Source organism: Methylophilus sp. Leaf416 (assembly GCF_001424665.1).
Taxonomy (GTDB): domain Bacteria; phylum Pseudomonadota; class Gammaproteobacteria; order Burkholderiales; family Methylophilaceae; genus Methylophilus.
Window position 1 is genome coordinate 158,068 of record NZ_LMQS01000005.1, and the last position, 26,725, is coordinate 184,792.

A 26,725-nucleotide genomic window follows, 5' to 3' on the forward strand; every position below is an offset into this window, starting at 1 on the left:
CCAGGAGCTATCATGCAAATTAAGCAAATTTTTACTCATACCTTGATCGGTTTGGCGATTGGCGTATTCAGCCAGTCAGTTTCTGCAGAAGCCATTATAGATAAACCGGCACCGGCATTCACTGGCACTACAGCAGATGGCGGCAAGCTCAGCCTGGATTCGCTGAAAGGCAAAACAGTGGTGCTGGAGTGGACCAACCACGAATGCCCGTTTGTAAAAAAACACTATGAAAGTGGTAATATTCCACAACTGCAAAAAGACGCAGCCGCTAAGAATATTGTATGGGTACAAGTAAACTCATCCGCAGAAGGTAAACAAGGCCATGTGAGTGGTGCAGAAGCCACCAAACTGAATGAATCCAGAAGCGCAAAACCTGCTTATGTGGTGCTGGATGCGAATGGAAAAATTGGCCAGGCTTACGGCGCACAGACGACACCGCACATTTACATTGTTGATCCTAAAGGCATCCTGGTCTACAAAGGCGGCATTGATGACATTCCAACTGCCAAAGTAGAAGATCTGCCAAAAGCAAACAACTACGTGCGCGAAGTATGGGCAGCATTGGCTGATGGCAAGAAAGTGCCGCACGCTAGCACCAAGCCTTATGGTTGCTCAATTAAGTATTCAAGCTAATTCTCTCGACTTGACCATCAATGCCGGGAGCCAGTTATTCTGCCCCGGCATTATTTTTAAGGAACACCATGTCTCACATCACGGAAAATAATAAAAAACTTGGCCTGCGCATTAACCGTATCAAAGGTCAAATCGATGCGCTGGAAAAGTCACTGTATAACGGTGTGGCATGCGCTAATTTTCTGCACCAGGTTGCCTCCGTGCGTGGCGCAATTGACGGTTTGATGTCTGAAGCGCTGGAAGGGCATATCCGCGAGCATCTGGGGTATGCACATCAAGGCGATGAAGCCGGACACAATCATCAGGAAGATCTCGACGAAGTAATCAATGTGCTAAAGACGTATTTGAAATAAACCTCTCGCGAGTGCGCGCCGGTCATATTAAATTAAAAGAGTGACAAAAATTTACGCCAGCATTTCCGCTTTTTTACCGTTAAACAGTCGTGATTTGCCTTGTTTCATTCTGTGATGGATAGGCTGTGCTGGAGGGTGTAGGTATTCCTGAGCAGACTCTAGTCCACAGCAGTCTCGCTTGAAAGAAACGGTCTTAAGCTAAAAGTCAGTGTCAGTGGCAAAACTGAGAATATTCAATTATAAAGTTTAATCCGACAGCATAAAAATACTAAATCGCTATGACATCGTTAAAAAATTCTCTCATACGTTTGACTACTCCCAAATTTCTGCTGGCATGTATCTGCCTATTGTTATCCACTACCAGCCAGGCCGAAGTCGCGGCAAATATTTTTTCAATGGCGCTTGTGGATCATACAATAACCCAGCCCATCCCTGTATATCCCGCAGAATCGCTTAAATCCCGAGAAGATGGTATCACGGTACTCAAGGTCCTGGTTGCAGCCTCAGGCGAAGTGAAAGAGATTGCCGTAGAAAAATCCAGCAATCACAAAAACCTGGATCAAGCCGCACTGGAAGGTGTAAAGCAATGGAAGTTCATTCCCAAGCAGGCCCATGGTGTAGCCGTGGAAGACTGGGTCAGTGTCTCCATCTGCTTCTCCGGAAAAGAAGTGGTGGTACTTACTCCCAAACAAATCAACAAGCGCTATTGGGTCAAAGACCAAAACGGCTGCAAACTATTTGATAACTATTTGCAGCAATTGGCAAAGTATGAATGGAATGGAGAGTGTCAAAACGGCTTTATAGAAGGCGCTGGCGAGGTCATCGCTGTGTACGAAGGAAAGACTGTCAATAAACTCAAAGGAACGTTCCATAAAGGATTGCTGTATGGTGAGGCTTATGCGCAGACGCTGGATAGCGAATTTAACGGTATGTTTGTACATGGCCTTAAAAATGGAAAAGGAACCCTGGTATGGAATTATGGCATGCGCTATGAAGGAGATTTCCTTAACAGCTTAATGAATGGCCATGCAATCATTTCCTGGCCAAATGGCGTAAGAGTCGAGGGTGAGTTTGACAAGGGAAATCCCGTCGGTAATAAATTTACCCCACCCAGGTTCACACATAGGGCGCGTCTCAAATTTCCGGAAACTTTGGCTGGCTTCCACAAAAGCGGGGCCGTCACCTTGCAGGCTTTGGTGGATGAAAAAGGCGAGATTTCCCAGATTGAGGTAATAAGGTCCGATCACCCGGCTTTTGAAAGAGAAGTATTTAAAGTGGTAGCTTCATCAGAAATAAAACCGGCGATGGTTAACGGGAAAGCTGTGCCTTCTTTATTCAGATACCCCTTCAGGTTTGGTTCGAATAGTGAGGATAACAAGCCTTACAGTATAGGTCTCGATCCTGAAGTTGAAACCACTGGAGATGTCCCGGAGCAGGTCAAGCTGGATGCTTTGCCTACCTTTAAAGTTGTTGCACCGCTGGTTTATCCGTTTGAATTGTTCCAAAAAAAAGTGACGGGAAAAGTGGCGGCGACAGTGCTGATTGATCCTACTGGCCATCCGGCGGACATCAATATAACAGAAGCCAGTCACCAGGATTTTGCAGCGGCGACACGGGCGATGCTGGCTTCATGCGTGTTCACTCCGGCTATCAAGGAGCAGGTAGGGGCATGGGCTAGCCTGAAGATAGGGTATGAATTTTCCAGGAATAGCAAGGATACGCTTTACGACAGCGATGTTTACCGGATATTGCGGCACTCTAAAGAAGTCAAAGCACCTGTTTACAAACTCGCACACCTGGACCAAAAACCGCAAGCGATTTATTCACCTGTTGCAGAATTGCCTTATGGTTATGAGGTTAAAAGTGCTGAAAAAGTGCTGGTGGAATTCACCATCGATAAAAATGGGGCGGTGCAGTTACCACATATACTCAAATCTACTAACCCTGAGCTGGACTGGCTCGCCATGACCACCGTCTCACGCTGGTTTTTCAAACCTCCTACTGTTAAGGGTGAGCCGGTGGATGTGTTGGTAAGTATTCCGGTAATCTACTCGGCAGCCAATAATTAAACAGCATTTTTTAGCTTTTCCGGTATTTGGCTGCTTCATGGCGAGCAATTGTTAGAAAAATGTGTATATAACAGCACATGCTTTTTGTCTGCTTACCATTTTTATCGGCTAACTATTTGATTTCAATCATATGTCAGGAATGGGCATAACTCCTGTTATGTAAATCCCCTGATAGGGAAGCCCCCTATCCATTATTATCGTCGTCGCTTTTGTCTTAACGAAATAAATAAGGGATTTAGATGTATAAGAAGAATAATGGCTGGTGCTGGTTGATGGCACTATTGGCGACCGCATGGACAACTTCCGTAAATGCTGAAGCCAAAGATACATTACCGGCCATTGAAGTCAGAGCCGAAATCCATGCATTGATTGGGGTTGCGGATTCTGCTTCAGATGGAAAAGTGACTGAAAAGCAGTTGGCACACCGGCCATTCCTGCGTCCGGGTGAAGTGCTGGAAACCGTGCCGGGACTCATCGTGACGCAGCATTCTGGTGATGGCAAGGCCAACCAGTATTTCCTGCGCGGCTTTAATCTGGATCATGGCAGTGACTTTGCTACTTATGTGAACGGTATGCCTATCAATATGGTCAGCCATGCTCACGGCCAGGGCTATATGGACCTTAATTTCCTGATTCCGGAACTGATAGGAGGCCTGCGTTACCAGAAAGGCCCATATGCCGCTGAAGATGGGGATTTTAATACCACTGGTTCGGCGCGTATCCAGTACAAACGCTCGCTCAAAACGCCTTTCGCAGCATTGACCGTTGGTGAATACCAGTACCAGCGTTTTTTGACAGCCGGAAGTGCCGAGTGGAACGGCCGCCAGCTGTTGGGTGCTGCTGAACTGGTTGGGTATGATGGCCCTTGGGACCAGTCGCAAAACCTGAACAAGGTCAATCTGCATGGCAGTATCAGTGAAGGGACAGCCAGTGACGGTTACATCATTACTGCCATGGCCTATAAAAGCACCTGGGTAGCCAGCGAGCATGTACCGCAACGGGCCATTGATAGCGGCGAGATTGGCCGCTTTGGTACATTGGTTCCCAATGATGGCGGCAAAACTCATCGCATCAGTTTGTCAGGTGAATGGAACCAGAGTGATGAGCATTCTTACCGGAAAATCAATGCCTGGGTGATCGACTATGGCTTAAACCTTTTCAGCGCACCATCAGGTTATATCAATGGCCCTGATGGCGACCAGCATGAGCAGGAAGATCACAGGATTCTGTTTGGCGGCCAGGCCGAAAAGCATTGGTTATTACCTGAGGGCTGGTTTAATACCGAAGTGATTGCCGGTGCGCAGTTGCGCCATGACCGCATCGGAGCTCTGGGTTTGTATGACACCGTCAATCGTGTGCGTACCAATACAGTCAGTCAAAATAAGGTTAACCAGACCGGCAGCGCTCTTTATACTGAACTGAAAACGCCTTGGTTATCTTGGCTGCGCACTAATGTCGGCTTACGGTATGACACCATTTCTGCCGATGTAAATGCCCGTGGCGGCCAATTCAACCTGGCGAATGGCGGCAGTGAGACTGCACATCAGGTCAGCCCTAAGTTGGGTTTAGCGATTGCACCATTCAATTAACTTGAATTTTATGCTAACTGGGGCCGCGGTTTCCATAGTAATGATATCCGTGGTGCCGTCATCACCAATAATGCAGTTGATGGCTTGCCAGCCGAGCGGGTGCCATTACTCGCCAAAAGTACAGGCGGTGAATTAGGACTGCGTGCAGCACCATTTGAAGGTTGGCAAACAGCATTGGCAGTGTGGCAGGTAAAATCTGCTTCCGAATTGGTGTTTGTTGGCGACGAAGGAATCACTGAACCACGCGGTAGTTCACATCGCTACGGGGTTGAGTGGACTAACCATCTGACTTTGTCAGATTATTTCTTCCTGGATGCCGATCTGGCGTTATCAAAAGCCAGGTTTGACCGCGAAGAAAACGGTGGCCGTCATGTGCCTAACGCTATCCCGGTAAGTGCATCGCTGGCGGCTAACTATGATGATGGCAGCCATTGGTCCGGCGGCATCAGGGTACGTTATATCGGTTCTTATGCATTGGAAGAAACCGGTACGCAAACATCATCTTCATTTTTGACAGCAAACGCCAGGCTGGACTATCAATTCAACCCACACTGGCAACTGTCTGCCAGCATCCTTAATCTGTTGAATCGCAAGGCAAATGACATCGAGTATTGGGGCGGCGCCTGCTCGCGTCAGGATGGGGCAGGTTGCGGCGGTGGACAGGGCATTGATGGACGTCTGGTTCATCCGCTGGAACCACGCACATTACGCGTAGGTTTGCGCTACAACTTTTAAGACTAATGATTGTTTCTAATGCAACATGCTGATACGGCAACTGTTGCATAGTAAACAGCCTGGTAAATCCCTTTGAATGGCACGTGATTAACGTGCCATTTTCATTTTATAAAATTCCTTTTTAGATCAATTGATTAGATAGAAAAACTCCAGGCCTGAAGCTAGTCATCCCACACTTCAAAAGCTGGCACGCAGGTTGCAATAGTAATGGCCGATATCGCATGTCATGGTCACGGCTATGCATGTATTGCATCACTCTGTTAGACCTATAAAAGGATTACAATGAAAAAAATTCATCTGGTAGTGGCTTCACTATTTCTTTCTGCGGCAACGTTATCTTATGCCGGCGGTGTAAGTAACACTGGCGCAACAAATACTGCACCAGCCAATACACAAGAAGCGAAAAAACCACCTATCTCAAAAAAACTGGATAAAGCGGATGTGGATGCCATCCTTGCCAAACCTAGCGACTACGTGCTGATCGATCTTCGTCGCCCTGATGAGCTGATCAAGATTGGCGGCTTTCCTGTATACCTGAACATCCAGTCCAAAGAACTTGAACAGTACCTGGATTACATCCCTAAAGATAAACAGATCGCTACTATTTCCAACCATGCCGGTCGAGCCCATGCAGCTGCTGATTTGCTGATTGGGAAAGGCTACAAAGTAGTGGGTGCGATTGGCGTGCAGGATTACGAAGCACAGGGCGGTGCACTGACTCGCATCACACCGCCAACGCCGAAGTATGAAGTAAATGCCGATATTCCTGGCGTAGTCGCCAAAGGCACGAAATACGAGTTTCTTTATGAAGGTTTTGAAGGCACTGAAGGTCCTATCACTTTGCCTGACGGTTCGGCGATCTTTACTGAAACTCGCGCCAACCGCATTACACAATTAAAAGAAGACCGTGGTGTTTCGATTTTCCTGCAGAACAGTAACGGTTCTAATGGCCTGGCATTTACACCAAAGGGTGACCTGATCTCGGTGCAAAACCTGAAACCGCAAGTAGGTATCGTTTATCCGGCCGGCCATGAAAAAGTGCTGTCTAACAACTTTGAGGGCAAACCTTTCCAGCGTCCGAATGATTTGGTGCTGGACAAAAAAGGCGGAATTTACTTCACTGACATCGGTGTGATACCCAAGCCTGAAGAAAAAGATGCGGAAGCAGCCCGCCCTGCTGTTTACTACATCACGCCTGATGGGAAAACTACCCGTGTTATCAATGACCTCAAGCGTCCTAACGGTGTACAGTTGAGCACAGACGAAAAAGTATTGTACGTGGCTGATACTGCCAACCAATTCCTGATCGCCTACGACATCAAGGCTGATGGCTCATTGTCCAACAAGCGTGATTTCGCCAAGCTGGATGGTTACCAGAAAAACCCGGCAGGTGAGTTTGCCAGTGGTGCAGATGGTATTGCGATTGACGCTGAAAACCGTGTCTATGTGGCTACCAACTCCGGTGTAGAGGTATTTTCTGCCAAAGGTGAGAAGCTGGGTATTATTGCTTTGCCTAACAAACCACAGAATTTGGCTTTTGCCGGCAAGGACAAGAAAACCCTGGTGGTAGTTGGCCGTGGCGCCGCTTACCGTATCCCATTGCTGGCGCAAGGCTTCCTTGGCCGCGCTAAATAACCATTGATCACTGACATTACGGAGAATTTGAATGACGCAAAAAACAGCGAAGGATTTTCATCCGGAAGTATTGGGGCTGTTTGAAAAGTTTGTGCACGGGGATATCAGTCGGCGTGACTTTCTGAACCAGGCTGGTAAATATACAGTTGCTGGGGTGACTGCCAGCGGCCTGCTGGCGGCTTTGACGCCCAAATTTGCCCAGGCCAGGCAAGTCGAAGAGTCTGATGTGCGGATCAAGGCAGAGTACATTGAAATTGATTCGCCCAATGGTTACGGCAAAGTGCGCGGCTATCTGGTCACGCCTGCCAATGCCAAAGGCAAGTTGCCGACTGTGCTGGTTGTGCATGAAAACCGCGGCTTGAACCCGCATATTGAAGATATCGCGCGCCGTCTGGCTGTGGATGGCTTTATCGCATTTGCCCCTGATGCCTTATTCCCGCTCGGTGGATATCCTGGCGATGAAGACAAGGCGCGTGAACTTTTCCAGAAGCTGGACCAGGCTAAAAGCCGTGAAGATTTTATTGCCTCAGCGACTGCACTGAAAAAACTGCCGCAAGGTAATGGCAAAGTTGGCGTGGTCGGCTTTTGTTATGGCGGCGGTATTTCCAATTTCCTGGCGACTAAAGTCTCCGATCTTGGGGCAGCCGTTCCTTTCTATGGTGGGCAGCCTGCTGATGAAGAAGTCGCCAAAATCAAGGCGCCTTTATTGCTGCATTATGCAGGCCAGGATGAACGCATCAATGCTGGTTGGCCTAAATATGAGGCCGCACTAAAAGCCGCAAAAGTGAATTATCAGGCGTTTATTTACCCTGATGTCCAGCATGGTTTCAATAACGATACAACGCCGCGATACGACGCGGAAGCTGCAAAGTTAGCCTGGGGAAGGACGGTGCAGTTTTTCCGTCAACACCTGGCCTGACTATCTCCCCGCAGCAATTAAGCTGACATCAGTAAATTGCTGCAATCTCTGTGTATGTTATGCCCTGATTAAATCCCTCTTTAATGGGGGCAGGGCGTAGCATACCTTTCTTTTTTGTAGTCCTTCTATTTTCACTCATTGCTGGGTAATCAACACCCTCTCGAGCCATTTGTTGCGCAGGCAACAGCCGCTTCCTGGTATCACCATCAATCATTGTGCGGTTTGTTGATAAATCATATATAAATCATATACTTAAATAAGTATTTTGCTTGGGCTAATAGATGGCATGGAGTCTGCTACAGCCATAGGGGATAAGCCTATAAAAACAAGTATTGAAGCGGATGATAGCTACTAAATACTGAGATTTGGGCCTAATCGTATCAGCTACTATTTTTAGGGACATTCATGACCATTATTCAATTTCTACAAATTCTGCATGACTCAGAGTTTGGTACCAGTGTGCGCGAATCACTATATCTGTTTCCGTTGCTGGAAGGCATTCATTTGATCGGGCTGGCACTATCGTTGGGCTTGATTATAGCAACTGATCTACGGCTGATTGGGGTATTCCTCAAGCAAGTGCCCGTCAATGAAGTGCTACATAATTTCAGGCCTTATGTATTGGTGGGTTTCCTGATCACCTTTGTCACCGGCATTATTTTGTTATGGGCTGAAGGCCCGCGTATCTGGGAAATACCGGTTTTCCCACTCAAACTGGCACTCATTGTGGTCGCCGGTTTCAATGCACTTTGGTTTGAACTGAAGTTTGGCAGGACTGTACAAGTATGGGGTCAGCAGGCTCAATTTCCGGCAGGCGCCAAGCTGGCAGGCTGGGTTTCGCTGATTTCATGGAGCGGCGTCGTTATATTGGGGCGGTTGATTCCATACCTTGAAGCAACCCAATCCAGATTCTAATCTAAGTAATTGCGAGAACCAGATCATGACCACAGAAGCTTTTTTTAATGAACTACAAACCAATCAGGTAAGCCTGTATATTTCGCAGTTGAATGCATTTGCCGGTGCAGTTGCACAACTATTTCATATACTGGGATTCCTGCTGATTTTAACTGCCGTATTAATCGTAAACCTGCGCCTGATTGGGTTTGGATTGCGCAAGCAACCCATCCCTTATCTGGCTAAAGTCACTAATCCCTTGATCCTGGCTGGATTGGTACTGGTTGCCATATCCGGCTTGTTTATTCTTCTGCCGAGCGCGTCATTGTATTACCCGAATCCTGCATTCTGGCTGAAGTTCTATCTGCTGGCCGCGGTGCTGGTAGTGCATTTCACGATCACAAGGCTGGTGACGCGTAAAGAGAATCCAAAACCTGTGGTCGCAATATCCGCAGCAACACTGAGCCTCACCCTGTGGTTTGGGGTTGCATTTGCAGGACGTGCAATCGGTTTTTTGAATTAGACTTCAATCGCAATAGAAAGCAAGTTTATACATGAATGTAAAGGTAGTGTTTTTAACCACGTTTTATCTGGTGATTACTGCGTGCAGTAAACAAACAACAGAAATTCCGGACGGAATCAAGCCATTTGGCACCTTGCAGGAGCTGATGCTTTCGGTGATTGACCCTCATGTGGACCCTATCTGGAATTCCGTCTCCACTACGGTCACAAAAGAGGGGGTTGAGGAAAAAGCACCTGCTACAGATGCAGAGTGGGCTGTACTCAGGCAGCATGCCATTGCGTTGATAGAGGCAGGTAATTTATTGCAGATCCCTGACCGGCAGGTTGCGGTGACCGGGGCCAGTACTTCCATACACCCTGTTGAAGAAGACCCCAAAAAGATTGAGGAGCTTATCCGCAATAATCACGCTGATTTTGCCTTAAAAGCTCAGGGGCTACAGGAAGCAACCAAAATTGCGCTAATCGCAATTGATGAGAAAAATCCTGAGGCTTTGCTTAAAGCTGGCGAGGGTATAGAAAAAGCTTGTGAAGCTTGCCACTCTGCCTATTGGTACCCGAATGATAAGCGCCCTGTTTCATGGAAGCCATTAGGTCAGGCTGAGTCAGGGCTATTCGCACGTTTAATCAAGCTTGCAGATGTAAGTTAGCAATTCACTGATTGGCTCAACCGGAATAGCTTCTGCTTTTTCAGAAGGCTATTCCGGTTTTTTTGTTTCAGCTAAACTCATTGATGAACCCACTGTTAAAGCGGAGTCAATACCATGTCAAAAAATATCGTGGATGCCAATTACCGGTTTATTTCTGCTTCGCAAGAGGTCAATGCCCGCATTACGCAACGGCAGCAGGCCCTGACCCTGTATGTGACGCTGACAGTCAGTTTGCTTGCAGCCCTGGTGGCACTTAAACCTTCTGGTGTAGCGAGTGACCCTTTACCAATAGAATGGTTGGTGCTTGGATTCCCCGTGGCTTCCACTAGTCTTGCATTCCTGGATTACAAATCAGAACGAGCAATTACCAATCTGCGCCGTTTCCTGTCCGAGCTTGAGAGGCTGGATAATGCCCATACGCATATGCCAAGCTATAACACTGACCCGAAATGGGCGATGGGGGCCAATAAGGCCCGCCGCTTTCATGATTATGCTGCGGCAGTGTTAGTAGCAGGCGGAAATGCCATAGGCTTGGGCGCGTTTGTCAGTATTTATCCGGAGCAGATTGTTGAGCATCCGGCTATGATATTTATTGCGATAGCAGGGGCGATAGGGTCTTTAATCGCTTTGCTGTGGATTCCCAAATGGAGTTATATTCCTTCTGAGTTGCGCCGCAATCATTATTAGGTTTAACGCTGCAATGACAAACGTTTAAAGCCATAGTAAAGGCCAGTCAGACTAATAGTCAGCCCGGCGATAGATAGCAGAATAATTAACAACCTGCGCCAGAATTGCGGTTCAATCCCTGGGAAGTTCCATGTGTGCAGTGCCGTAAACAGCCATCGATAAGATCGGCTACGTGTATCCTGGCTGGAAACGATTTCCCCTGTGACTGCATTGATGTAATAGCTCACATTAGAATCACACGCAAAACTGGCACGCGCGATAGGAAGGTGCTTGTTATGCGTTGTGTAATAGGCGTCTCCTTGTTCAGGGAGCCATTCGATAGATGTCAGAGATGCTGTTTGTAAATCCCTGACAGCTGCCTGTAATTGTTGCAGTGTGTATGCTGGCAATGCATTGCCGCTCACCGGCTCTAGCCTTTGGGTCTTATCTAAATGATGGCTAATGACACCTACCTTTCCCGAAAATGAGGTCCATTCAAGGAGTTTTGTCTCGGCCGAAAAATGGTCTGGTAGTCGGTAATCATCTAAAGAAACCGGCTGGCCTTGCCAGTTATGTAATTCTTGATCGGATAAACTGCGGTCAGACAGCCAGTTCATCGGTGTCATCGAAAGCCAGCCGCTGAATAACCAGGTAAATAAAATCAACCCCAGTGTATAACCCGCAACATGATGTATACGCATAAGGCCGCGATAGGGGGTATGTCGATTTCGGCTATAACGTGAAGCCAGCCGCATTCTTAATATGCCTATCCAGATGCCAATCGCCGATAACGCAATAGCAAAACCGGCGGGCCATAAAATCACTTGCCGCCAGACCTCTCTGTTAGCGCGCAACTCTGTGAAGTAAACCCAGTGGGTGATTGAACCCAGCCAGTTCCAGAATCTTTCATGCCGGCTGGTTTCAAGCACTATTTGTCCGGTGCGGCTGGAGATATATATTTCGGACTTGTTTTCGTCATTCAGCGAGACTTTATAAAGCGGGCGATGGGGATTCAGCCTGCCGGAAAAAGACCACTGATCAAGTGCAATCAAACTCACTTTACTAACGTGTTCCGCCGGTTGGAAAGCCAGTGCATTTCGGATAGCCATCTCACGATCAATGAAAACTCTACTCGCGGAGTCGGCCCAGACCGCACGCCAGTGATCTGTTAAAAAATAGTATACCGGTCGGCTTTGTTGCATCTCCAGCTGGATTTTTATTGGAGTTGTCTCTAGAGATTGTCCAGAAATTGAATGCCAGGCGGTTTCGGGTGAAACCTTTACCAAATCGCGCTGTAATGTCTGCAGGTGACCCAGCTGTTCTTCATTTGTGAGAGAGGGATAGCTGACAAATAACATCACTACCCCGGATAACAGCCAGAGCACGACGAGTGGGCCAAGAATAAGGCCCAGCCATCGATGGGTAAGATACAGATATCGCACAACTAACTCAAGATGCTTGCTTAAAAGTTAAACTCGCCCCTAATTTCGGCACGGCGAGATTCACCAATGAGAAACTGCTCGGTATCGTAAGAGACAGCCGCATAAAGCTTGTTGGTCAAATTGCGGATGCTGCCACGCAGTGTGACATTTTTATTAATGTGCCAAGCTACATTAGCGTCATAAACGGTATAGCCAGGCAATTTTGTCGTATTTGCATTATTCGAATAACGTTCACCAACGAAACGTGCACCTAGTCCGGCTTGCCACAATGGTTGCTGGTAATAGACCCACGCATTAGCTCCACGCTCCGGAACATCAACTGGGGTGTTGCCTGCACGCGAAATACCCGCACTACCTTCACGCAATTCGTCATATTGAGCATCCAGAATAGCAAGGTTAAAGTCTGTGCGCCAATGATCAAGCGGTAATAATGAAGCAGAAAACTCTATGCCCCTGGATGATTGCTTGCCCCCCTGTACCGTCTGCGTTGGGTTGCTGGGATCACGCGTGAGAATATCATCCTTGCTGATATCGTAGATAGCCACAGTAAACTCGCCTTTTCGATTATCGAGCACATGCTTGATACCAATTTCAGCCTGCTCTGCCGAGGTAAGTTTAAAGTTGCGATTGTTTGAACGTGTGCTAACAATCGTAGAGACAGGGTCAGAACCTTGACTCCATTGACCATATAGTGATGTGTTCGGTGAGAACAGGTAAGTAGCACCCAGACGGAATGAGAAGGGAGAGAACTGCTTGTTGTAATCAGTGGTTCTGTAAGGAAGGGTGGCAGTATGATCAAGGTCGATCCAGTCTTGGCGAAGACCTGCACTTAAGGTTAGGTCAGGCGTAATGCGAAAAGCGTCTTCTACGAACAAGGCTTGTTGCACTGTCTTGGAGGTAAATTCCTTTAGCGTTGGGTCTATGGTTTGAAACAAGCCAGGATTGCTGTTGCTAATATCAACCGTACTACTCGGGTCATTGCCCAAGTAGAAGTTGTCAAAATACTGGAAATCAACTCGAGCAACTTCATAGCCAATAGACCATTTGTTTTCATGATTCCAAAGCTCACTCGTGCCGGCGAGAATAGTCTGGTTACCCAGTTGCCTTTGTTTGTGCTGTATCTCGGTATAAGTGTTCCTGTCGACGGTATTAGGAGTAGCGCCTAAAGCGTACAATTCAACTCCACGCCAATGCCTGCGTGAGTTAAACCAGTAGGCTGTGTTAGTAAGTTTCAGAGAGTCTGAAATATCCCAGTCCAACTTGGCTTTCAATCTGTCATCCAGGAATTCTTGAATAGCATTGTCTACATTGTAATTCTCGTCACGCAGCTCACTTTTAATCCGGCCATTCTTTAATGGGATGCCAGTGTAATTCATAGGATTTTCATCACTATGATCATAGATAAAGTTCAGCTTGAGCGTATCACTTGGCTTGATCTCAAAATTAGTCATTAACTTGTGACTGTAATAACGTCCATCATCCACATGTCCCTGACCGCCCGAAGCCGATGCATCAATACGTACGGCCCCCACTTCACCCACCGGTGCTGTACCGCCTATCCCTAAACGATAGGCTCCTTGTGTGCCACCACTTACCAGGCCTTGCAATGAAAATTCACGACTAGGTGCTTTGCGGATGCTGTTCACAATGCCGCCGACTGAAGCGTCACCGAACAATACTGATGCCGGGCCACGCAATACTTCGAATCTTTCATAGCCCCAACTATCGGAGGGGTAGGTGATGGTCGTAGCCGCGACTAGCAAACGTATCCCATCTTCTGCTTGAGCTACAGAGTTATTGCCGGTGAAGCCACGGGCAGAGTAAGCAACACCGGTGCCCAGGTTGCTAATATCTGTGAAACCTGTAGTTCGGGAAACAGCTTCGCGTATGCTGAAATCGCCACGAAGTTTCACTGTTTCGGCATCCAGTGTTTCAACACTGGCGGGTGTTTCCAAATTGGTTAATCCAAGGCGGCTACCAGTACTGGTTTTCGCTTTCAAATTAATAGACGACTCTTGTTCTTGTTTACCTTTCACTTCTACAGCGGGTAACTCCTCTTCAGCAGCCATTGCTTGTTGAAATTCTGTTAAAGCTGCCAGTGATAAAAATAATGCAGATAAATACGAATATGAGGGCTTAGCTCGGCGTGACATGAATCAATTCTTTCTAGTTATAAATACAGTTATTTTATAGGGGGGTGGCCTATATAAATAGGGGAGGCGCCTATAGTACCCGATTCATAGCAGAATGTGTGCCATCTTATTAAAAACTCTTTTAATCAATGGCTTGTATGATTTTCGCTTTTTATTTTAATGTTGCCTCTGTTGATTTTGCAGCAATTGACTATTGAGAACTGTTGCAGCGCAAGCAGTAGAATTGCCGATTTTTTAATAACTATTTGATATAAGTGAATGACAAAATGTTATTTGTAATTATTATGTAGCAAGCGTATCTTTCACGTTTTTGAAAATAAATACCACGTGACGGATACATAAATGGCGAGAAATGATCGTGACAATGCGGGCGAGGGAGTATGGACAGCATCCGAGTTTGATGAAAACCTTTCGGGAGAGGACAAGATTGTTCTTTTTCCCAATCCACAACGTTTAAGTTTATCCGTTAGAGCAAGCGCACTTATTTATTCTGATGAGAAATCCAAGCAGTTACTTTCTTTGATTGAAAAGGTAGCGCCAAGTGATGCTACTGCTTTGATCAAAGGTGAAACTGGCACGGGCAAGGAGTTGGTAGCAAGACACATCCATAATTTAAGCCCAAGAAAAGCGGGCCCATTTGCGGCCATCAATTGCGGTGCCTTTTCAGAAACATTGGTTGAAAGTGAATTATTCGGTTACGAGCGAGGTGCGTTTACCGGCGCCGTCGGTTCCAAAAAAGGATGGTTCGAGACTGCCAACGGCGGGACCTTATTCCTGGATGAAATCGGAGATTTACCTCTCTCCACCCAGGTGAAGTTGCTCAGGGTTTTACAGGAGCGTGAAGTGACGCCGATAGGTTCCCGAAAACCGGTTCCAATTGATGTGCGGCTGATAGCTGCGACCAATGTGAACCTGGTGGAAGCCGTGAATGCAGGCAGGTTCAGGGAAGACTTGTACTACCGGATTAAAGTGGTCCCCATTGAGATCCCGCCTTTGCGAGATCGTAAGGGGGATATTTTGCCTCTGGTTGAACATTTTCTGGAGGTCTATCGCAATCGCTTGCATACGGTGAAGCCGCAGCTGACATCAGACACAATTAAATTGATGAATGATTATCCATGGCCGGGAAATATCCGTGAACTGGAAAATGTCATTCACCGGGCATTACTGGTGTGCGACGGCAAATTGCTGAAGCCATCGGATTTGAACTTGCCAAGTTTGCAAAGTCTTGCAGGCTCCGGGGTAAGCAATAGTTTGTCACTTGAAGATCAGATGGATGCTTTGCTGAGTGAATATTTCAAACTGGAGCCAGATGAATTGCTTGAGAATTGCGTTAAAAGAATAGTGCTCAAAGCTTATGAATATTCACACCAGAACCAAGTGCAAACGGCGCGGGTGCTGGGGATTAGCCGTAATGTGTTAAGGGCTTATTTAAAGCAATACGGGATTATCCAGTAATTAACTTTTGCTAGTTTTTAACAGGTAGTCTCAAACGCCACTCAAAACAACGAGTGGCTTTTTTGTAGCCATGAGGACTGTTTGCCACGCAACAGTAGTTGTTTCTACAGAGACAGTTAACCATTGGAAGAAATGCGATTTATGTCTTAACCAATTGAATATTAATAGTTTTTTATGTTGGCACAAAAATTGTATATATAAAGCAATATTTCATGGATGTACAAAGCAAGAGATTATGCATATGTACGCTTGCTTAAGGGAATAATTGATGTCGAGTTCACTAAGTCGTTATGTAGTTGATGCATTTGATGACAAAACTTTTAGCCAGTTGGCAAAGCCAACGGCACAATTGGCTGCAAAACTGGAGCGGATTGCTATCAAGCAAGGGTTGCAGTTTGATGGCGAGCTAAAAAAGAGTGTTTACATTTGGGCTGGTACAGGCATTGTTTTACTGCACCTGGCTGCCGTATGGGCATATCTTAATTACGAGCAGCCTCCTTTGGTTGTTGAACCTAAGCATGAGGTGGCGATTGAGTTTATCAAACCTGAAATTCCACCGCCGGTGGTAGAGCCGCCTCCGCCACCACCGCCTCCGCCGCCACCAAAAATACAGAAAGTAGCACCGCCGCCACCCCAGCCCATCGCAGCACTTAAAACGGCGCCTGCGGTTGAAAATGTGGCGCCGACTGATTTGACCGTGCAAGAAAACACCAAGGCAGAGGCAACCAGTGCGCCGGTGATGGCAGCCAGCGGTCCGCTGGACAAAAGCGCACCGATACCCGAAGTAGCGCCACCACCAGCACCGCCTGCACCCAAGGTTGAAGAACCTGTAACAGAAGCTTCTGCTAACGCAGGCTATTTGAATAACCCCAAACCTGATTATCCCGGTGCGGCATTAAGAAACGGGTGGGGTGGAACAGTCATATTGCGTGTACGAGTGTTGGCAAGCGGAGCCCCTGAGAGTGCAACAGTCAAAAAATCAACCGGTAAGAAAGTACTTGATGATGCGGCTGTAAATACTGTCATGAAATGGACTTTCGTACCCTCTAAGCGTGGCAGCACACCTATCGATGGCTGGGCTACTGTGCCAATTATTTTTAATCCTGAACAATAAGGAATTTAGATTATGTTAGAAGTATCTTCATCAACATCTGCAGTCGTACAAGGCGTATTGATTGTATTAGTCATCGGCTCAATTTTCACCTGGGTTTTGATTTTAATTAAGGCCTATCAGGTGTGGCTGATCCGCCGTCAAAACGTTAAATTCCGTGGCGCATTCTGGTCTGCGTCCGATTTGAATGCAGCTTCTAAGTTAGAAGGGCATGCAGGCCCTGCTTATCGTGTCGCCCAAGTGGGTTTTCATGCACTGAAAGAGTTTGATGCTTCATCAGGCGCTGGTGGTGATCTACAGCACTCCGGTGACCGCCAGGATGTACTGGAGCGTGCGTTAAAACAGCAGATTAAAAAAGAGCGTTTTATCCGTGAAGCCGGCCTGGTAGTGCTGGCTAGTATTGGTAGTACTGCGCCATTCGTCGGTCTGTTTGGTACGGTGTGGGGCATTATGCACGCGCTGACTGACATCAGCCGTCTGGGCTCTGCCAGCTTGGAAGTCGTTGCAGGCCCGATTGGTGAAGCATTGATTGCGACTGCAATTGGTATTGCTGTAGCGGTACCGGCGGTGCTTGCCTATAACTTCTTCCTGCGCCGCTTGAAGACCAGCAGCGACAACCTGGATGATTTTGCCGCAGACTTGATCAAAGTATCCCGTCGCGTGACTTTCCAGCCACGTATTGAAACTGGCAGTACAACTCAAGAAGCTAATGTAGTGCGTAACCTGAAAGGAGCGATAGCTTAATGTCTTTTAGTTCAAGCGATGGCGACGACGTCCTGAGTGAGATCAACGTAACCCCGTTAGTGGATGTGATGTTGGTATTGCTGGTGGCATTTATTGTGACTGCCCCGGTGATGACCAATGCAATCTCCGTGAATTTGCCTAAAACGGTTGCAACCAAACCTACCGACCAGCTTAAACCTGTGACACTAAGTGTAGACGCCAAAGGCGATGTTTACGTGGATAAAGATCAAGTGCCCTTGACCGAGCTTGAAAGCAAGTTGAAAACGATTTACCAGCAACGTCCGGAACAGGTGTTTCATCTGAGTTCAGACGATGAAGTGAATTACGGGTCTGTTGCAAAGGTGATGGCGATAGTGGAACGTGTAGGCATATCCAAATTGGCTGTGTTAACTAAAGCTGAGTAATACAAGCGTAGAGAAAATAGTGGAGATTTAAAGAATGACTAAATTAAATAGTTTTGTGTGCTTTAAGGGGACTTTAGCCGTAATAACAACCGGCTTAATGTTAAGTGCACAGAATGTGACTGCACACCATGCTTTTTCGGCAGAGTTTGATGCTTTGAAGCCGATTGAAATTAAAGGTGTGGTCACCAAAGCCGAGTGGGTGAACCCGCATAGCTGGGTATATGTTGATGTAAAAGAAGCCGATGGCACAGTCAGCAACTGGGGATTTGAGTTTGGGGCACCTTTCAGCCTCAAACAAAAAGGCCTGACCAAAACTGTGTTGCCATCAGGTACTGAAGTAGTCATCAATGGTTATTTATCGAAGAATGGTAAGAAATTCGCCTATTCCACTTCTATCAAATTGGCCGATGGCCGGGTATTCCAGACTGGCGGTGCACAGGACGCACCAGCATTGCCGTCTGCAGGTACCACTAACTAATGTCACTGATGACAAAAAATTAAAAGAATGGGATTTCAGTTGATGCCTTTAAGGATGCAATCCGGGCAACGTGTGAAAGAAATAGCGACTTTGCTGTCTTTCATGGTGTTGGCCTTTTTTTTACCGGTTGATCATGTATTTGCCCACGATGCCAAAATTCCTCGCGGAGCTGACAAAAAACCGGATTTTTCCGGTATATGGGAGACCACCAGTTCGGCAGATGAAGATTTGGAGCCGCATATTGCACGCGCTGATGCTTCTTCTGGTGTGGGTGTGGTGGAGGGTGGAGAGATTCCGTACCTGCCGCAAGCTCTAGAGCAGCGAAAGAAGAATTTTGAAAACAGGTTCACCGCAGATCCACGCTTGAGAGGTGCCACGCTCGGCGTACCACGTGGCATCTATTACCGTGAACCCATCCAGCTATTCCAGCGGCCACGTGATATCACTATCGTGCATCAATTTGGACACTCGGTACGCACTATACACACCAACAATACCGAGCATCCTGATGATCCTAACGACTGGTGGTTAGGCGACTCCCGTGGTCATTGGGAAGGCGATACCCTGGTTGTTGACGTGAAGCACTTTAATGATAAAACCTGGCTGGATCGTTCAGGTAACTTTCACAGTGATGCACTGCACGTTGTGGAGCGCTGGAAGCTGGCTGATGCTAACACGATTGAATACAAGGCCACGATTGAAGACAAAAATGTGTTTAGCCGTCCATGGAACATTACTGTTTATTTGCATCGCCACCCAGAAAAAAACTTTCAGCTTATTGAAGATTACCGCCACACCCTCGAGTACGAGCAACATTACCCGCCAAAGCCGGACACTAAATAGCTCAGTAACTCAGTTAAAACAAATGAATGGTCAATGAATCATATGATTAAACATGGTATTAAGCGCTTTTCAGGGTACTCCAGTATTTTCCTTGCTTTGTGCGCAATGGCAGCGTCAGAGTCATCGCTGGCTGCCGATGAAGCTAAGAGCAAGGCTCAGCCAGTAGCTGCAACACCGGTTGTCACGCCACCTGGTCAGACCAGGATTGCCCGTGAAACTTCATTTCCTAAACTGGTCTCAGGAAAATGGAGTGGTCCGCGGTTGCCGGATGGCCAACCTGACATTAGTGGCTTGTGGTCGAACACGATTGGTAATCACAGCAATCTGGAAGACCCGCAAGCAGGGGTGATTTACGAAGCCAGAAAAAAACCACTGGGGCCACGTGAAGAGCGGGCACCAAGCCGAATCAGCGATCCTCAGGATGGCAAATTCCCTTTCCAGCCATGGGCCAAGGAAAAGGTGGAACAGTTCAGGATAGGCTTTCATAACCCCACCAACCCAGGTCATGTAGAGCCAAACGCACGATGCGCACCGGGTGGCGTACCAAAATCCTTTTACTGGCACGGTTATGATATTTTGCAATATCCAGGGTATGTATTGTTTGTATTTGATAACGGCAGCCGGATTATCCACCTGGATAACAAACCACATCTGCCTTCCAAATTAAAACTATGGAACGGTGATTCCAGAGGGCATTGGGAAGGCAATACGCTGGTAGTTGATGTGAGTAATCATAACGGAAAAGCACTGTTCGGACGCTCAGGTGAGTTCGTCAGTGAGAATGCCACTATCAAAGAAAAATATATTTTTTCAGACGATGGCAAACGTTTTAATTACGAAGGCACGTTTGATGATCCGACCATCTATACACGGCCTTTCACCATCACCATTCCTGCCATTAAGTATACCGAAGCAGAGGATTCTGATGGCTGGAACCTGGAAGCCCGCTGGGCAAAAACTAAAACCAGCGCCAAGTATTTGGAACATGATGAACGTATATGCTTTGAAAACAATGGTGGCTTCGGTTTAGGTGCAACAGACACGCCACAGGTGTTAGTTAAATAACAAATATTTCCAAGTTCATCGACTGATAAAGCCCGGTTAAAACTGGGTTTTTTTTTATGGTATTTGTAGCTTTATTCGATAGAAGGGAAATGAATAAATGATCTTGATCTTAGTAAAATTTTATACATAACTCAGGGTGAAAAAAAGCTGTTTCCACAGCAACAATCGCTAAAGATTATGTTGGGTGAGATGCAGTATTTTTAAATTTACAAAGATATTATTTTATTAAAATGAAAAATAAATTTCAATAAAATCAAATAGATAAAAGATTATATAACAGCATTCTTTTGTATGGTACGCATCTTGCGATAAGGCATGCGTGACAAAGTTTTAAAACTTATATAAAAGGGATGATGTAATGCAAGACATTAATACAGGGACACACGCCAGACCCAAGATTATTGCCAAACTGCTTTCCACAATGGTGTTTGGAAAACACCATTCGACAGCAGTTTTCCGCGGCACCGCATTTACTGTATTGGCTGGACTTTCACTAGCAGGTTCTCTGGATGCATACGCGGCTGAGAAAGACTCTAAAGAGATCAGAGATAAAATCATTCAGCTTGAACAAGCGCTTGAAGATGCCAAAAGAGAATTGAAAGACCAGACTGGTGAAGAGTCTGCAAGCTCCGCAGAAGCTACTGCTAAAACAGAAACTGCCAAAAAAGCTGAGCCTGAAGATCAAAATTTGCTGGGTTCTGTTGTGGTGACTTCACGTAACCGTGCAGAAATTGCGCAGGATGTGCCGATCCCGGAGACGATTATCAGCGGTAAACAAATTGACCGCGATCGTATATTTACCATTGATGACTTGACCAGGGTTACCCCAGGTTTAACGGCTACAACACCAAATGCACGCCGTTCAGGTATTTCGATCCGCGGCATCGGTAAATCCACTGGTAACGAAAATCAAGAAGCGGCTGTGGGTATCGTGGTGGATGATATTTACCTAAGCCAGGTTGGTATGTCTTTCCAGAATTTTACTGATTTAGATCGTGTGGAAGTATTGCGTGGTCCTCAAGGGACATTAAAGGGTAAAAATACGACTTTGGGCGTGATTAATTATGTAAGCCGCGCGCCAAGCTTTACACAGCAAGGTTGGTTAGAGCTAGAAGCTGGTGGTCGTATGGGTGAAGATGCTTCACCTGGAGGTCAGAAAGCACGTGGTTCTTATAGCAACGCGATTGTGGATGACTTACTGGCGTGGCGAGGGTCTTTCATCGTGGATAAGCAGGATGGTGACCGTGAAAACGTATTCACCGAAGGCGGACGCTGGCATGAAAAAAATCGCCTTGGTGGTCGCATACAGTTTTTGTTAACACCGACCGAAAATATTACAGCTAAATTAAATTTAGACTCTGCAGTTGCGAATGAGCGAAGCAACACGAAAGCAAAAATTATAGACCCGCAAGGTGGGCATACTTCTAGATTGTCACGTCAGTACTTTGATAATGGTAATTACAGGCCTATTATTGGTATCGATAATGCAGATAAAGTAGAGTTAAACTCAGCTCAACCACTTCAAACTTATAATCGCGGTGCTTCTGCAACGGTTGATTGGAATCTTGGTCCGGTGACATTGAGTTCAATTACGGGTACCAGAAAGTATCATTTTGATGCAAGGAATGATGCTGAAGAAACCAAGTTCGATATTCAACGTGGCGGCACACTGGTTGATGCCAAACAATTTTCGCAAGAGTTTCGTTTGACATCTGAACCAGGTGGTTTGCTAGATTATCAAACCGGTTTGTACTATTTAAAGGCGGAAGCTGATACGACCTCGCGTAACTTATATGGCGAGGATGCTGGCGCATATTTTGCAAGCACGGGAAACTTCAATACACTCTTCGCAGATGCTGCAGGTCGAGAGCTTTTAAAAAATTCTTTGAATAACGTATACGCCACCAATAATCAAATTTCTAAGACTGATAGCAAAGCATTATTCGGACAAATCAACTGGCATTTGACTGATAAAACTGATCTGACAACTGGATTAAGGTTTACACATGAAAAGCGTAGCAACAGCATTTCTAAAAGCAATACTTTCTATGATGGCTCAGACCTAACAGCATTGACAAACGCAAACGGAGCTTCAGCGGCCCAAGTAACCGCGGCCAATACTATTCGCAATGGTCAAACTGGTAATTCGTATGGCTACAGAGATGGGGATCTGACCGAAAATTCAATTTCATGGTTATTAAGTCCAAGTTACAAATACAATGAAAACGTCATGTTTTACGCATCTGCGGCCGGTGGTGAAAAATCAAGTGTAGTTGCGTTTAGAACAACAAACGGTGAACGTCAGGATGCCAAACCTGAAAAGTCTCTGGATTTCGAGCTAGGTTTCAAAAGTGTGTTATTTGATCGTCGTTTGCTATTAAACGTGAACTTTTATAATACCGTGGTTAAGGATTACCAGGCGACTACGAGTACCTTTGTTGGTACTACTGGGCCTAATGCAACTACGACAGGATATCGTTCTGACTTTGGTAATATCCCTGAAATTACTGCACGAGGCGTTGAATTGGATGGTGCATTTAGTGCAACTTCTAACTTGATATTTAACTTCGGTGCAGCTTACAACCATGCAGTATATACTGACTGGAAAGAAGCCACTTGCCCGACAGAAAATACGGCACCTATTTGCGATAACACGGGCAAACAGATTGTAGGTGCTCCGAGACTGACTGGGATTATCGGCGCTGATTACCGTCTGCCGCTTGCTTATGGATTCACTGGGCATGCATTCTTTAGCACAGTATTCCGCTCCAAGCAGAATTTGGAGTCTCAACTATCTGAATATGGTGAGGTCAGTGGTTATTCAGTGACAGATGGCGGTATTGGAATTATTACCAACACCAAGAACAAGTTTGAAATTAACCTGGTGGCCAAAAATCTGTTCGATAAAAGGTATACAACAAGTGTGAATAACTTTACCAATAATTATCCTGTTGGCTGGGATGGGTTAGGTACGTTCCGTTATATCGGGTTGGTGCTAAAAGGAACGCTATAACAAAAAAGTCAACATTTAACAAAAAATCGCCCATATAGGGCGATTTTTTTTGTTTATCCATAGGTTGGATTGTCAGATATTTTTGCGGTTTTTGTCTTTATAAAGCCAAGCTAAACTTAAAATAATTAAGAAACACTCATACCCAACTCATTTAATCTGTTCAATTCTGTCGTATTTTCTGAAGTATGGCACTCTAAAATTTCCACATCTTTATCTTTAAAAGTCAATTTCTCGACTGTATTGATATTGCTGGCAAACTTGCTATTGAGTTCGCCGCATTTGTGGCTTCTTTTATTGACAAAGCTGAGATACTCTTTTTTTCTAGACTCCAAAATTGAGGCAGAGGCTGAGCTATCATTGATTAGCTTTGTGAAAGCACTGCGCAATCTCAGTTCAGAAACGCTCCAGATATTAAACACTAGCATGTTTTTTTGTGGCTCTTTCAGAGTTGGTTGTTCTGCTTCATGATTAGCTGCAGTCTCTGTGTTTGCTTCGGTATGCTGAACTTGGTTACCCGCTGCTGATTCAGGTTGCTGAGTGCGAGTCACAATCACTGTAGCGTTTGTTTCGTTTTTCTTACGTTTTTTGGGCGAGGGTTTTGACTCGGGTAAAGGAGCCTCAGGCTGTTCTTCTGAGGGAGTATCTATTTTTGGCGTTTCAATAGCGGCAATTTCAGGTGTAGTCACCGTTTGGACACGCATATCCTGCGTAGATAGTAGCGTGCTCCCATCTTCCTGCGCAATCAAGCCAAATATGATCACTCCAATCACGCCGATGAGAAAAATATTTAGTTTGCCAATTTCTACCAGGCCTTTTTCACAATGAAAAGGTTTTAAGGAGGCGTTATTTCCTTTTACAAACTTTGTATGATCAACCTTGATATGAGATTTTTCAGGGTGAAACGTGCTGCTCATTCATTTGTTCCAATGTATCTTCGTTCAATGTCGCCACAATGCCTTAAAAGTCTTCAAGACTCAAGGTTTTCGCACTTGATTACCAGTCAAATGCTGCGTGGATACCTGATTGAATTAATCGATAGGTAAACAACTTTTGGTCTTTTATTGTAAATGATTTAGTGAAATATTGATGCCTGGAATAAGATTGGAAATAGGCTTCAAACTATGTATCTGTGATAAACCTGAAATACACCATTAGAGGGCCTTTTTAATAATAAAGGCGATTGACGCGATTTTATTTTGAGATTGAAAGTTCTACACCGCTTGCTTCAGCAAGGCGGATAATGGAAACATGCTCCCGCTCAAACGCGCTGAGCAGTTCTTTCAGAGTTGCATTTGATAGTGCTTCATCAATATTTAAAGACAGGAATTGCAAGTCTGCCAAGACGCCGAGCACGACTAGGGAGTGACGTTCTTTGAAGTTAATGCGGTCAATAAATATGGCCTGGATATTTTTTACGGAATTGCAAGCTCGGCCAACTGCTGAAAGCAGGTCCCAACCCACTTCACGGATAGCGAAATCATAATTGGCGCCATCGGCGATGGCTTCAACTTCAGCACGGTCAGTAAATAAATAATCGACGCTACGATATTTGCTGGAAAAGGCTACATGGGGTGCTTTAATTGTTTCGGCTGCTAATAACAAATCAGCAGTTAAAAAACTGCTGATGATTAGTAAACTTTGAATCAGCCTGCGCATTTGAAATTTTGATTATGCTGCGGCAACTAAGGTTTGTGTTTGTTTAGCATTCAAGCTGGCGAAAACGTGATTACCTTTAACCGAAAGTTTAGGTTGCTGCTCTTTTGGCTCAGTATTGGACTGTTGTGAATCAGGTGAAATAGTGTGTGAATCTTCACGTAAAATGGCATCAATATAAAAGCTTTTGTTCTTGTTATTCTTTTTAACTTTGTAAAAGTTACCAGCTTTGGTGGTTTGCATTTCAACTGGCAATACAGCTACGTTACGAATTCCAGCAGTACTATCAATAAAGTTAGATGCTGTTTGTTGCGTTCCTGGGTTGATGGATGCACCAATAGATATGATGGTAACGATAGAGCCGATTGACATAATCACTACTGCGGCAGCTACAGCGCCAGCAGTAATAGCAGCTAGTGAGATCGCGCTTGTAGCGCTGTTTGTACCTGAAGATTGTGACATTGTGTGTCCTCCCTCTAATTTCTAATTTGGTTTAATGCATTTATTTCAATGAAGGCTCAATAATGCTGATTAATCAAATTAGGCTCCATACATCTTTGGCTGAATCTCGTGTAGGAATATTCGTACAAAAACCTACATTTACTACAGAAGATAAAACCTTGTTTTTTATTGAATTTACAATCACTTAGCTAATGTTTTAACTAGAAAGAGGGCGCGCAAATAAAAGTTCCGGATGATACTGATTGTGAGATGTAAGCTCTTTTTTTTGAGCTTAATTTAACGATGGGTTTATGAGGTTGAAATACACGGATGTTTAAGCAACTTCTTTACAGATATGGCGTCTGTGGTTTATGTAATTTGCAGAATCCAGTTTAATATCATTGGATATCAATTTAAAGCCTTAGAATCGGAGAAGAAGTTTGAATAAGACAGGCAAAAAAGCATTAGCACCATTCAATCACGCACTCGGGCTTGTCAGCATGTTGCTAGTGAGTCCCGGAGTAATGGCAGAAACCAATATTGACAGGCAAACCGAAACCGCCATGCCTCGACAGAAAAACATGTATGGCCTGGGCGTTGGGGTGATTCCAAAAACTTCGGGCTCCAAAGACCAGCGCATGCTGATCTTGCCTGTCATCAACGCCAACTATGGCGAGCGCTTTTATATCAATGGTTTGCAGGCAGGTGTCTGGTTATTGGAGTCGGATGACAAACGTATCCGCATGGGTTTGTCTGCCGATGCCAGGTTTGGCTGGGATGCCGATGACAGCAGCCGTACCAAAGGCATGAATGACCGTGATTTTTCTGTAGATGTCGGCCCAGTACTGCGCTGGCAGACTGATTATGGCACCATTAATGCACAATGGGGATTCGATGCCGGTGGTGCCAGCAACGGCCAGAATGTGCAGCTACAATTTATCCGCAGTCTTTACCGGTCTGAACGGTTCCGCGTGAATGGCCTGGTTGGCGTGCAGTGGAATAACCGAAAATTTAATGATTATTACTTTGGCGTCGATGCCGATGAAGTTCGCGCCGATCGCCCAGCCTATCAGGCTAAGGCCGGCACGCAGTTGCAACTGGGCGTTAATGGGATTTATAGTGTGACTGCTGATCAGGCGGTGTTTTTCGGGCTGATTGCCAATCGCCTTGGCAACCAGCAGGCCGATAGCCCGATCGTCGAAACTCGTTTTCAGCCGTTGGGTTATGTAGGTTATTCAATAGGCTTCTAAAGCTTTAT

The 26,725-nt window shown here is 45.8% G+C and carries 23 protein-coding genes and 1 pseudogene; 19 read left to right on the forward strand and 5 right to left on the reverse strand.

Translation table 11 applies throughout. The features are described 5' to 3' along the window. Positions 1-12 precede the first annotated feature (12 nt). The 10 genes and pseudogenes from ASG34_RS12875 (at position 13) to ASG34_RS12930 (ending at position 10,683) form a co-directional block, all read left to right on the forward strand. The gene (locus tag ASG34_RS12875) at positions 13-633 is read left to right on the forward strand and encodes a redoxin family protein (RefSeq protein WP_055831168.1); all 621 of its coding nucleotides are present in this window, start codon (positions 13-15) and stop codon (positions 631-633) included. 68 nt (positions 634-701) lie between these two features. Continuing rightward, the gene (locus tag ASG34_RS12880) at positions 702-986 is read left to right on the forward strand and encodes a metal/formaldehyde-sensitive transcriptional repressor (protein WP_055831170.1); all 285 of its coding nucleotides are present in this window, start codon (positions 702-704) and stop codon (positions 984-986) included. Positions 987-1,390: 404 nt separating this feature from the next. After that, positions 1,391-3,055, forward strand: a complete 1,665-nt coding sequence (locus tag ASG34_RS12885; RefSeq protein WP_162239326.1) for a TonB family protein — start codon at positions 1,391-1,393, stop codon at positions 3,053-3,055. Positions 3,056-3,327: 272 nt separating this feature from the next. After that, positions 3,328-5,379: pseudogene (locus ASG34_RS14205) on the forward strand (TonB-dependent receptor). 282 nt (positions 5,380-5,661) lie between these two features. Beyond that, the gene (locus tag ASG34_RS12900; protein ID WP_055831179.1) at positions 5,662-7,014 is read left to right on the forward strand and encodes an SMP-30/gluconolactonase/LRE family protein; all 1,353 of its coding nucleotides are present in this window, start codon (positions 5,662-5,664) and stop codon (positions 7,012-7,014) included. Positions 7,015-7,045: 31 nt separating this feature from the next. Continuing rightward, on the forward strand, positions 7,046-7,933 hold the full coding sequence (locus ASG34_RS12905; RefSeq protein ID WP_055831181.1) for a dienelactone hydrolase family protein: 888 nt from the start codon (positions 7,046-7,048) through the stop codon (positions 7,931-7,933). Between the two features lie 405 nt (positions 7,934-8,338). Beyond that, positions 8,339-8,848, forward strand: coding sequence for a hypothetical protein (locus ASG34_RS12915; protein WP_055831183.1), 510 nt, complete (start codon positions 8,339-8,341; stop codon positions 8,846-8,848). Positions 8,849-8,873: 25 nt separating this feature from the next. Next, positions 8,874-9,350 (forward strand): DUF6644 family protein, encoded by a 477-nt coding sequence (locus ASG34_RS12920; RefSeq protein ID WP_055831184.1) that lies wholly within the window; start codon positions 8,874-8,876, stop codon positions 9,348-9,350. A 31-nt stretch (positions 9,351-9,381) separates the two neighbouring features. Then, complete coding sequence (locus ASG34_RS12925) at positions 9,382-9,996, forward strand: cytochrome c (protein WP_055831185.1); 615 nt, start codon at positions 9,382-9,384, stop codon at positions 9,994-9,996. 114 nt (positions 9,997-10,110) lie between these two features. Beyond that, the gene (locus tag ASG34_RS12930; RefSeq protein ID WP_055831186.1) at positions 10,111-10,683 is read left to right on the forward strand and encodes a hypothetical protein; all 573 of its coding nucleotides are present in this window, start codon (positions 10,111-10,113) and stop codon (positions 10,681-10,683) included. Between the two features lie 2 nt (positions 10,684-10,685). Here ASG34_RS12930 and ASG34_RS12935 read toward each other — a convergent pair whose 3' ends face one another. Both ASG34_RS12935 and ASG34_RS12940 read right to left on the reverse strand, forming a co-directional pair. Further along, positions 10,686-12,104, reverse strand: coding sequence for a PepSY domain-containing protein (locus tag ASG34_RS12935; protein ID WP_082504917.1), 1,419 nt, complete (start codon positions 12,102-12,104; stop codon positions 10,686-10,688). 20 nt (positions 12,105-12,124) lie between these two features. Continuing rightward, positions 12,125-14,257, reverse strand: coding sequence for a TonB-dependent receptor (locus tag ASG34_RS12940; protein WP_055831189.1), 2,133 nt, complete (start codon positions 14,255-14,257; stop codon positions 12,125-12,127). Between the two features lie 342 nt (positions 14,258-14,599). On the opposite strand from ASG34_RS12940, the gene ASG34_RS12945 reads away from it, so the two are divergent. The 8 genes from ASG34_RS12945 to ASG34_RS12980 all read left to right on the forward strand — a co-directional run bounded on the left by ASG34_RS12945 (position 14,600) and on the right by ASG34_RS12980 (position 23,373). Further along, positions 14,600-15,715, forward strand: a complete 1,116-nt coding sequence (locus ASG34_RS12945) for a sigma-54 interaction domain-containing protein (protein WP_082504918.1) — start codon at positions 14,600-14,602, stop codon at positions 15,713-15,715. A gap of 268 nt (positions 15,716-15,983) precedes the next feature. After that, on the forward strand, positions 15,984-16,829 hold the full coding sequence (locus ASG34_RS12950; protein ID WP_055831191.1) for an energy transducer TonB: 846 nt from the start codon (positions 15,984-15,986) through the stop codon (positions 16,827-16,829). Positions 16,830-16,841: 12 nt separating this feature from the next. Then, positions 16,842-17,570 carry a MotA/TolQ/ExbB proton channel family protein gene (locus tag ASG34_RS12955; protein WP_055831193.1) on the forward strand — a complete coding sequence of 243 codons (729 nt, stop codon included), beginning with the start codon at positions 16,842-16,844 and terminating at the stop codon, positions 17,568-17,570. After that, positions 17,570-17,974, forward strand: coding sequence for an ExbD/TolR family protein (locus tag ASG34_RS12960; RefSeq protein WP_055831195.1), 405 nt, complete (start codon positions 17,570-17,572; stop codon positions 17,972-17,974). Before ASG34_RS12955 ends, ASG34_RS12960 begins: the two co-directional genes overlap by 1 nt. A gap of 97 nt (positions 17,975-18,071) precedes the next feature. Beyond that, positions 18,072-18,452 carry a DUF6152 family protein gene (locus ASG34_RS12965; RefSeq protein ID WP_229007229.1) on the forward strand — a complete coding sequence of 127 codons (381 nt, stop codon included), beginning with the start codon at positions 18,072-18,074 and terminating at the stop codon, positions 18,450-18,452. Between the two features lie 54 nt (positions 18,453-18,506). Continuing rightward, positions 18,507-19,295: a hypothetical protein gene (locus ASG34_RS12970; RefSeq protein ID WP_235559805.1), complete on the forward strand. Its 789-nt coding sequence runs from the start codon at positions 18,507-18,509 to the stop codon at positions 19,293-19,295. Between the two features lie 33 nt (positions 19,296-19,328). Further along, positions 19,329-20,360, forward strand: a complete 1,032-nt coding sequence (locus ASG34_RS12975; protein ID WP_235559806.1) for a hypothetical protein — start codon at positions 19,329-19,331, stop codon at positions 20,358-20,360. 358 nt (positions 20,361-20,718) lie between these two features. Continuing rightward, a complete protein-coding gene (locus tag ASG34_RS12980; RefSeq protein WP_235559807.1) occupies positions 20,719-23,373 on the forward strand; it encodes a TonB-dependent receptor in 2,655 nt (884 codons plus the stop codon). A 125-nt stretch (positions 23,374-23,498) separates the two neighbouring features. Here the strand turns inward: ASG34_RS12980 and ASG34_RS12985 are convergent, their stop codons facing one another. The 3 genes from ASG34_RS12985 to ASG34_RS12995 form a co-directional block, all read right to left on the reverse strand. Then, complete coding sequence (locus ASG34_RS12985; protein ID WP_055831199.1) at positions 23,499-24,287, reverse strand: hypothetical protein; 789 nt, start codon at positions 24,285-24,287, stop codon at positions 23,499-23,501. 277 nt (positions 24,288-24,564) lie between these two features. Beyond that, the gene (locus ASG34_RS12990) at positions 24,565-25,029 is read right to left on the reverse strand and encodes a hypothetical protein (protein WP_055831201.1); all 465 of its coding nucleotides are present in this window, start codon (positions 25,027-25,029) and stop codon (positions 24,565-24,567) included. A 12-nt stretch (positions 25,030-25,041) separates the two neighbouring features. Next, a complete protein-coding gene (locus tag ASG34_RS12995; RefSeq protein ID WP_055831203.1) occupies positions 25,042-25,488 on the reverse strand; it encodes a hypothetical protein in 447 nt (148 codons plus the stop codon). A 419-nt stretch (positions 25,489-25,907) separates the two neighbouring features. Between ASG34_RS12995 and ASG34_RS13000 the strand changes: the two genes are divergently transcribed. Then, a complete protein-coding gene (locus tag ASG34_RS13000; RefSeq protein WP_235559808.1) occupies positions 25,908-26,717 on the forward strand; it encodes a MipA/OmpV family protein in 810 nt (269 codons plus the stop codon). The last annotated feature ends 8 nt before the right edge of the window (positions 26,718-26,725 follow it).

Bases quoted from the DNA above. Each gene is read 5' to 3' on its own strand.
- ASG34_RS12880 (WP_055831170.1), top strand. From the start codon at position 702: ATGTCTCACATCACGGAAAATAATAAAAAACTTGGCCTGCGCATTAAC.
- ASG34_RS12955 (WP_055831193.1), top strand. From the start codon at position 16,842: ATGTTAGAAGTATCTTCATCAACATCTGCAGTCGTACAAGGCGTATTG.
- ASG34_RS12905 (WP_055831181.1), top strand. From the start codon at position 7,046: ATGACGCAAAAAACAGCGAAGGATTTTCATCCGGAAGTATTGGGGCTG.
- ASG34_RS12960 (WP_055831195.1), top strand. From the start codon at position 17,570: ATGTCTTTTAGTTCAAGCGATGGCGACGACGTCCTGAGTGAGATCAAC.
- ASG34_RS12925 (WP_055831185.1), top strand. From the start codon at position 9,382: ATGAATGTAAAGGTAGTGTTTTTAACCACGTTTTATCTGGTGATTACT.
- ASG34_RS12940 (WP_055831189.1), bottom strand. From the start codon at position 14,257: ATGTCACGCCGAGCTAAGCCCTCATATTCGTATTTATCTGCATTATTT.
- ASG34_RS12975 (WP_235559806.1), top strand. From the start codon at position 19,329: ATGAATCATATGATTAAACATGGTATTAAGCGCTTTTCAGGGTACTCC.
- ASG34_RS12875 (WP_055831168.1), top strand. From the start codon at position 13: ATGCAAATTAAGCAAATTTTTACTCATACCTTGATCGGTTTGGCGATT.
- ASG34_RS12985 (WP_055831199.1), bottom strand. From the start codon at position 24,287: ATGAGCAGCACGTTTCACCCTGAAAAATCTCATATCAAGGTTGATCAT.
- ASG34_RS12950 (WP_055831191.1), top strand. From the start codon at position 15,984: ATGTCGAGTTCACTAAGTCGTTATGTAGTTGATGCATTTGATGACAAA.
- ASG34_RS12945 (WP_082504918.1), top strand. From the start codon at position 14,600: ATGGCGAGAAATGATCGTGACAATGCGGGCGAGGGAGTATGGACAGCA.
- ASG34_RS12900 (WP_055831179.1), top strand. From the start codon at position 5,662: ATGAAAAAAATTCATCTGGTAGTGGCTTCACTATTTCTTTCTGCGGCA.
- ASG34_RS12995 (WP_055831203.1), bottom strand. From the start codon at position 25,488: ATGTCACAATCTTCAGGTACAAACAGCGCTACAAGCGCGATCTCACTA.
- ASG34_RS12990 (WP_055831201.1), bottom strand. From the start codon at position 25,029: ATGCGCAGGCTGATTCAAAGTTTACTAATCATCAGCAGTTTTTTAACT.
- ASG34_RS12915 (WP_055831183.1), top strand. From the start codon at position 8,339: ATGACCATTATTCAATTTCTACAAATTCTGCATGACTCAGAGTTTGGT.
- ASG34_RS12965 (WP_229007229.1), top strand. From the start codon at position 18,072: ATGTTAAGTGCACAGAATGTGACTGCACACCATGCTTTTTCGGCAGAG.
- ASG34_RS12930 (WP_055831186.1), top strand. From the start codon at position 10,111: ATGTCAAAAAATATCGTGGATGCCAATTACCGGTTTATTTCTGCTTCG.
- ASG34_RS12920 (WP_055831184.1), top strand. From the start codon at position 8,874: ATGACCACAGAAGCTTTTTTTAATGAACTACAAACCAATCAGGTAAGC.
- ASG34_RS12970 (WP_235559805.1), top strand. From the start codon at position 18,507: ATGCAATCCGGGCAACGTGTGAAAGAAATAGCGACTTTGCTGTCTTTC.
- ASG34_RS12980 (WP_235559807.1), top strand. From the start codon at position 20,719: ATGCAAGACATTAATACAGGGACACACGCCAGACCCAAGATTATTGCC.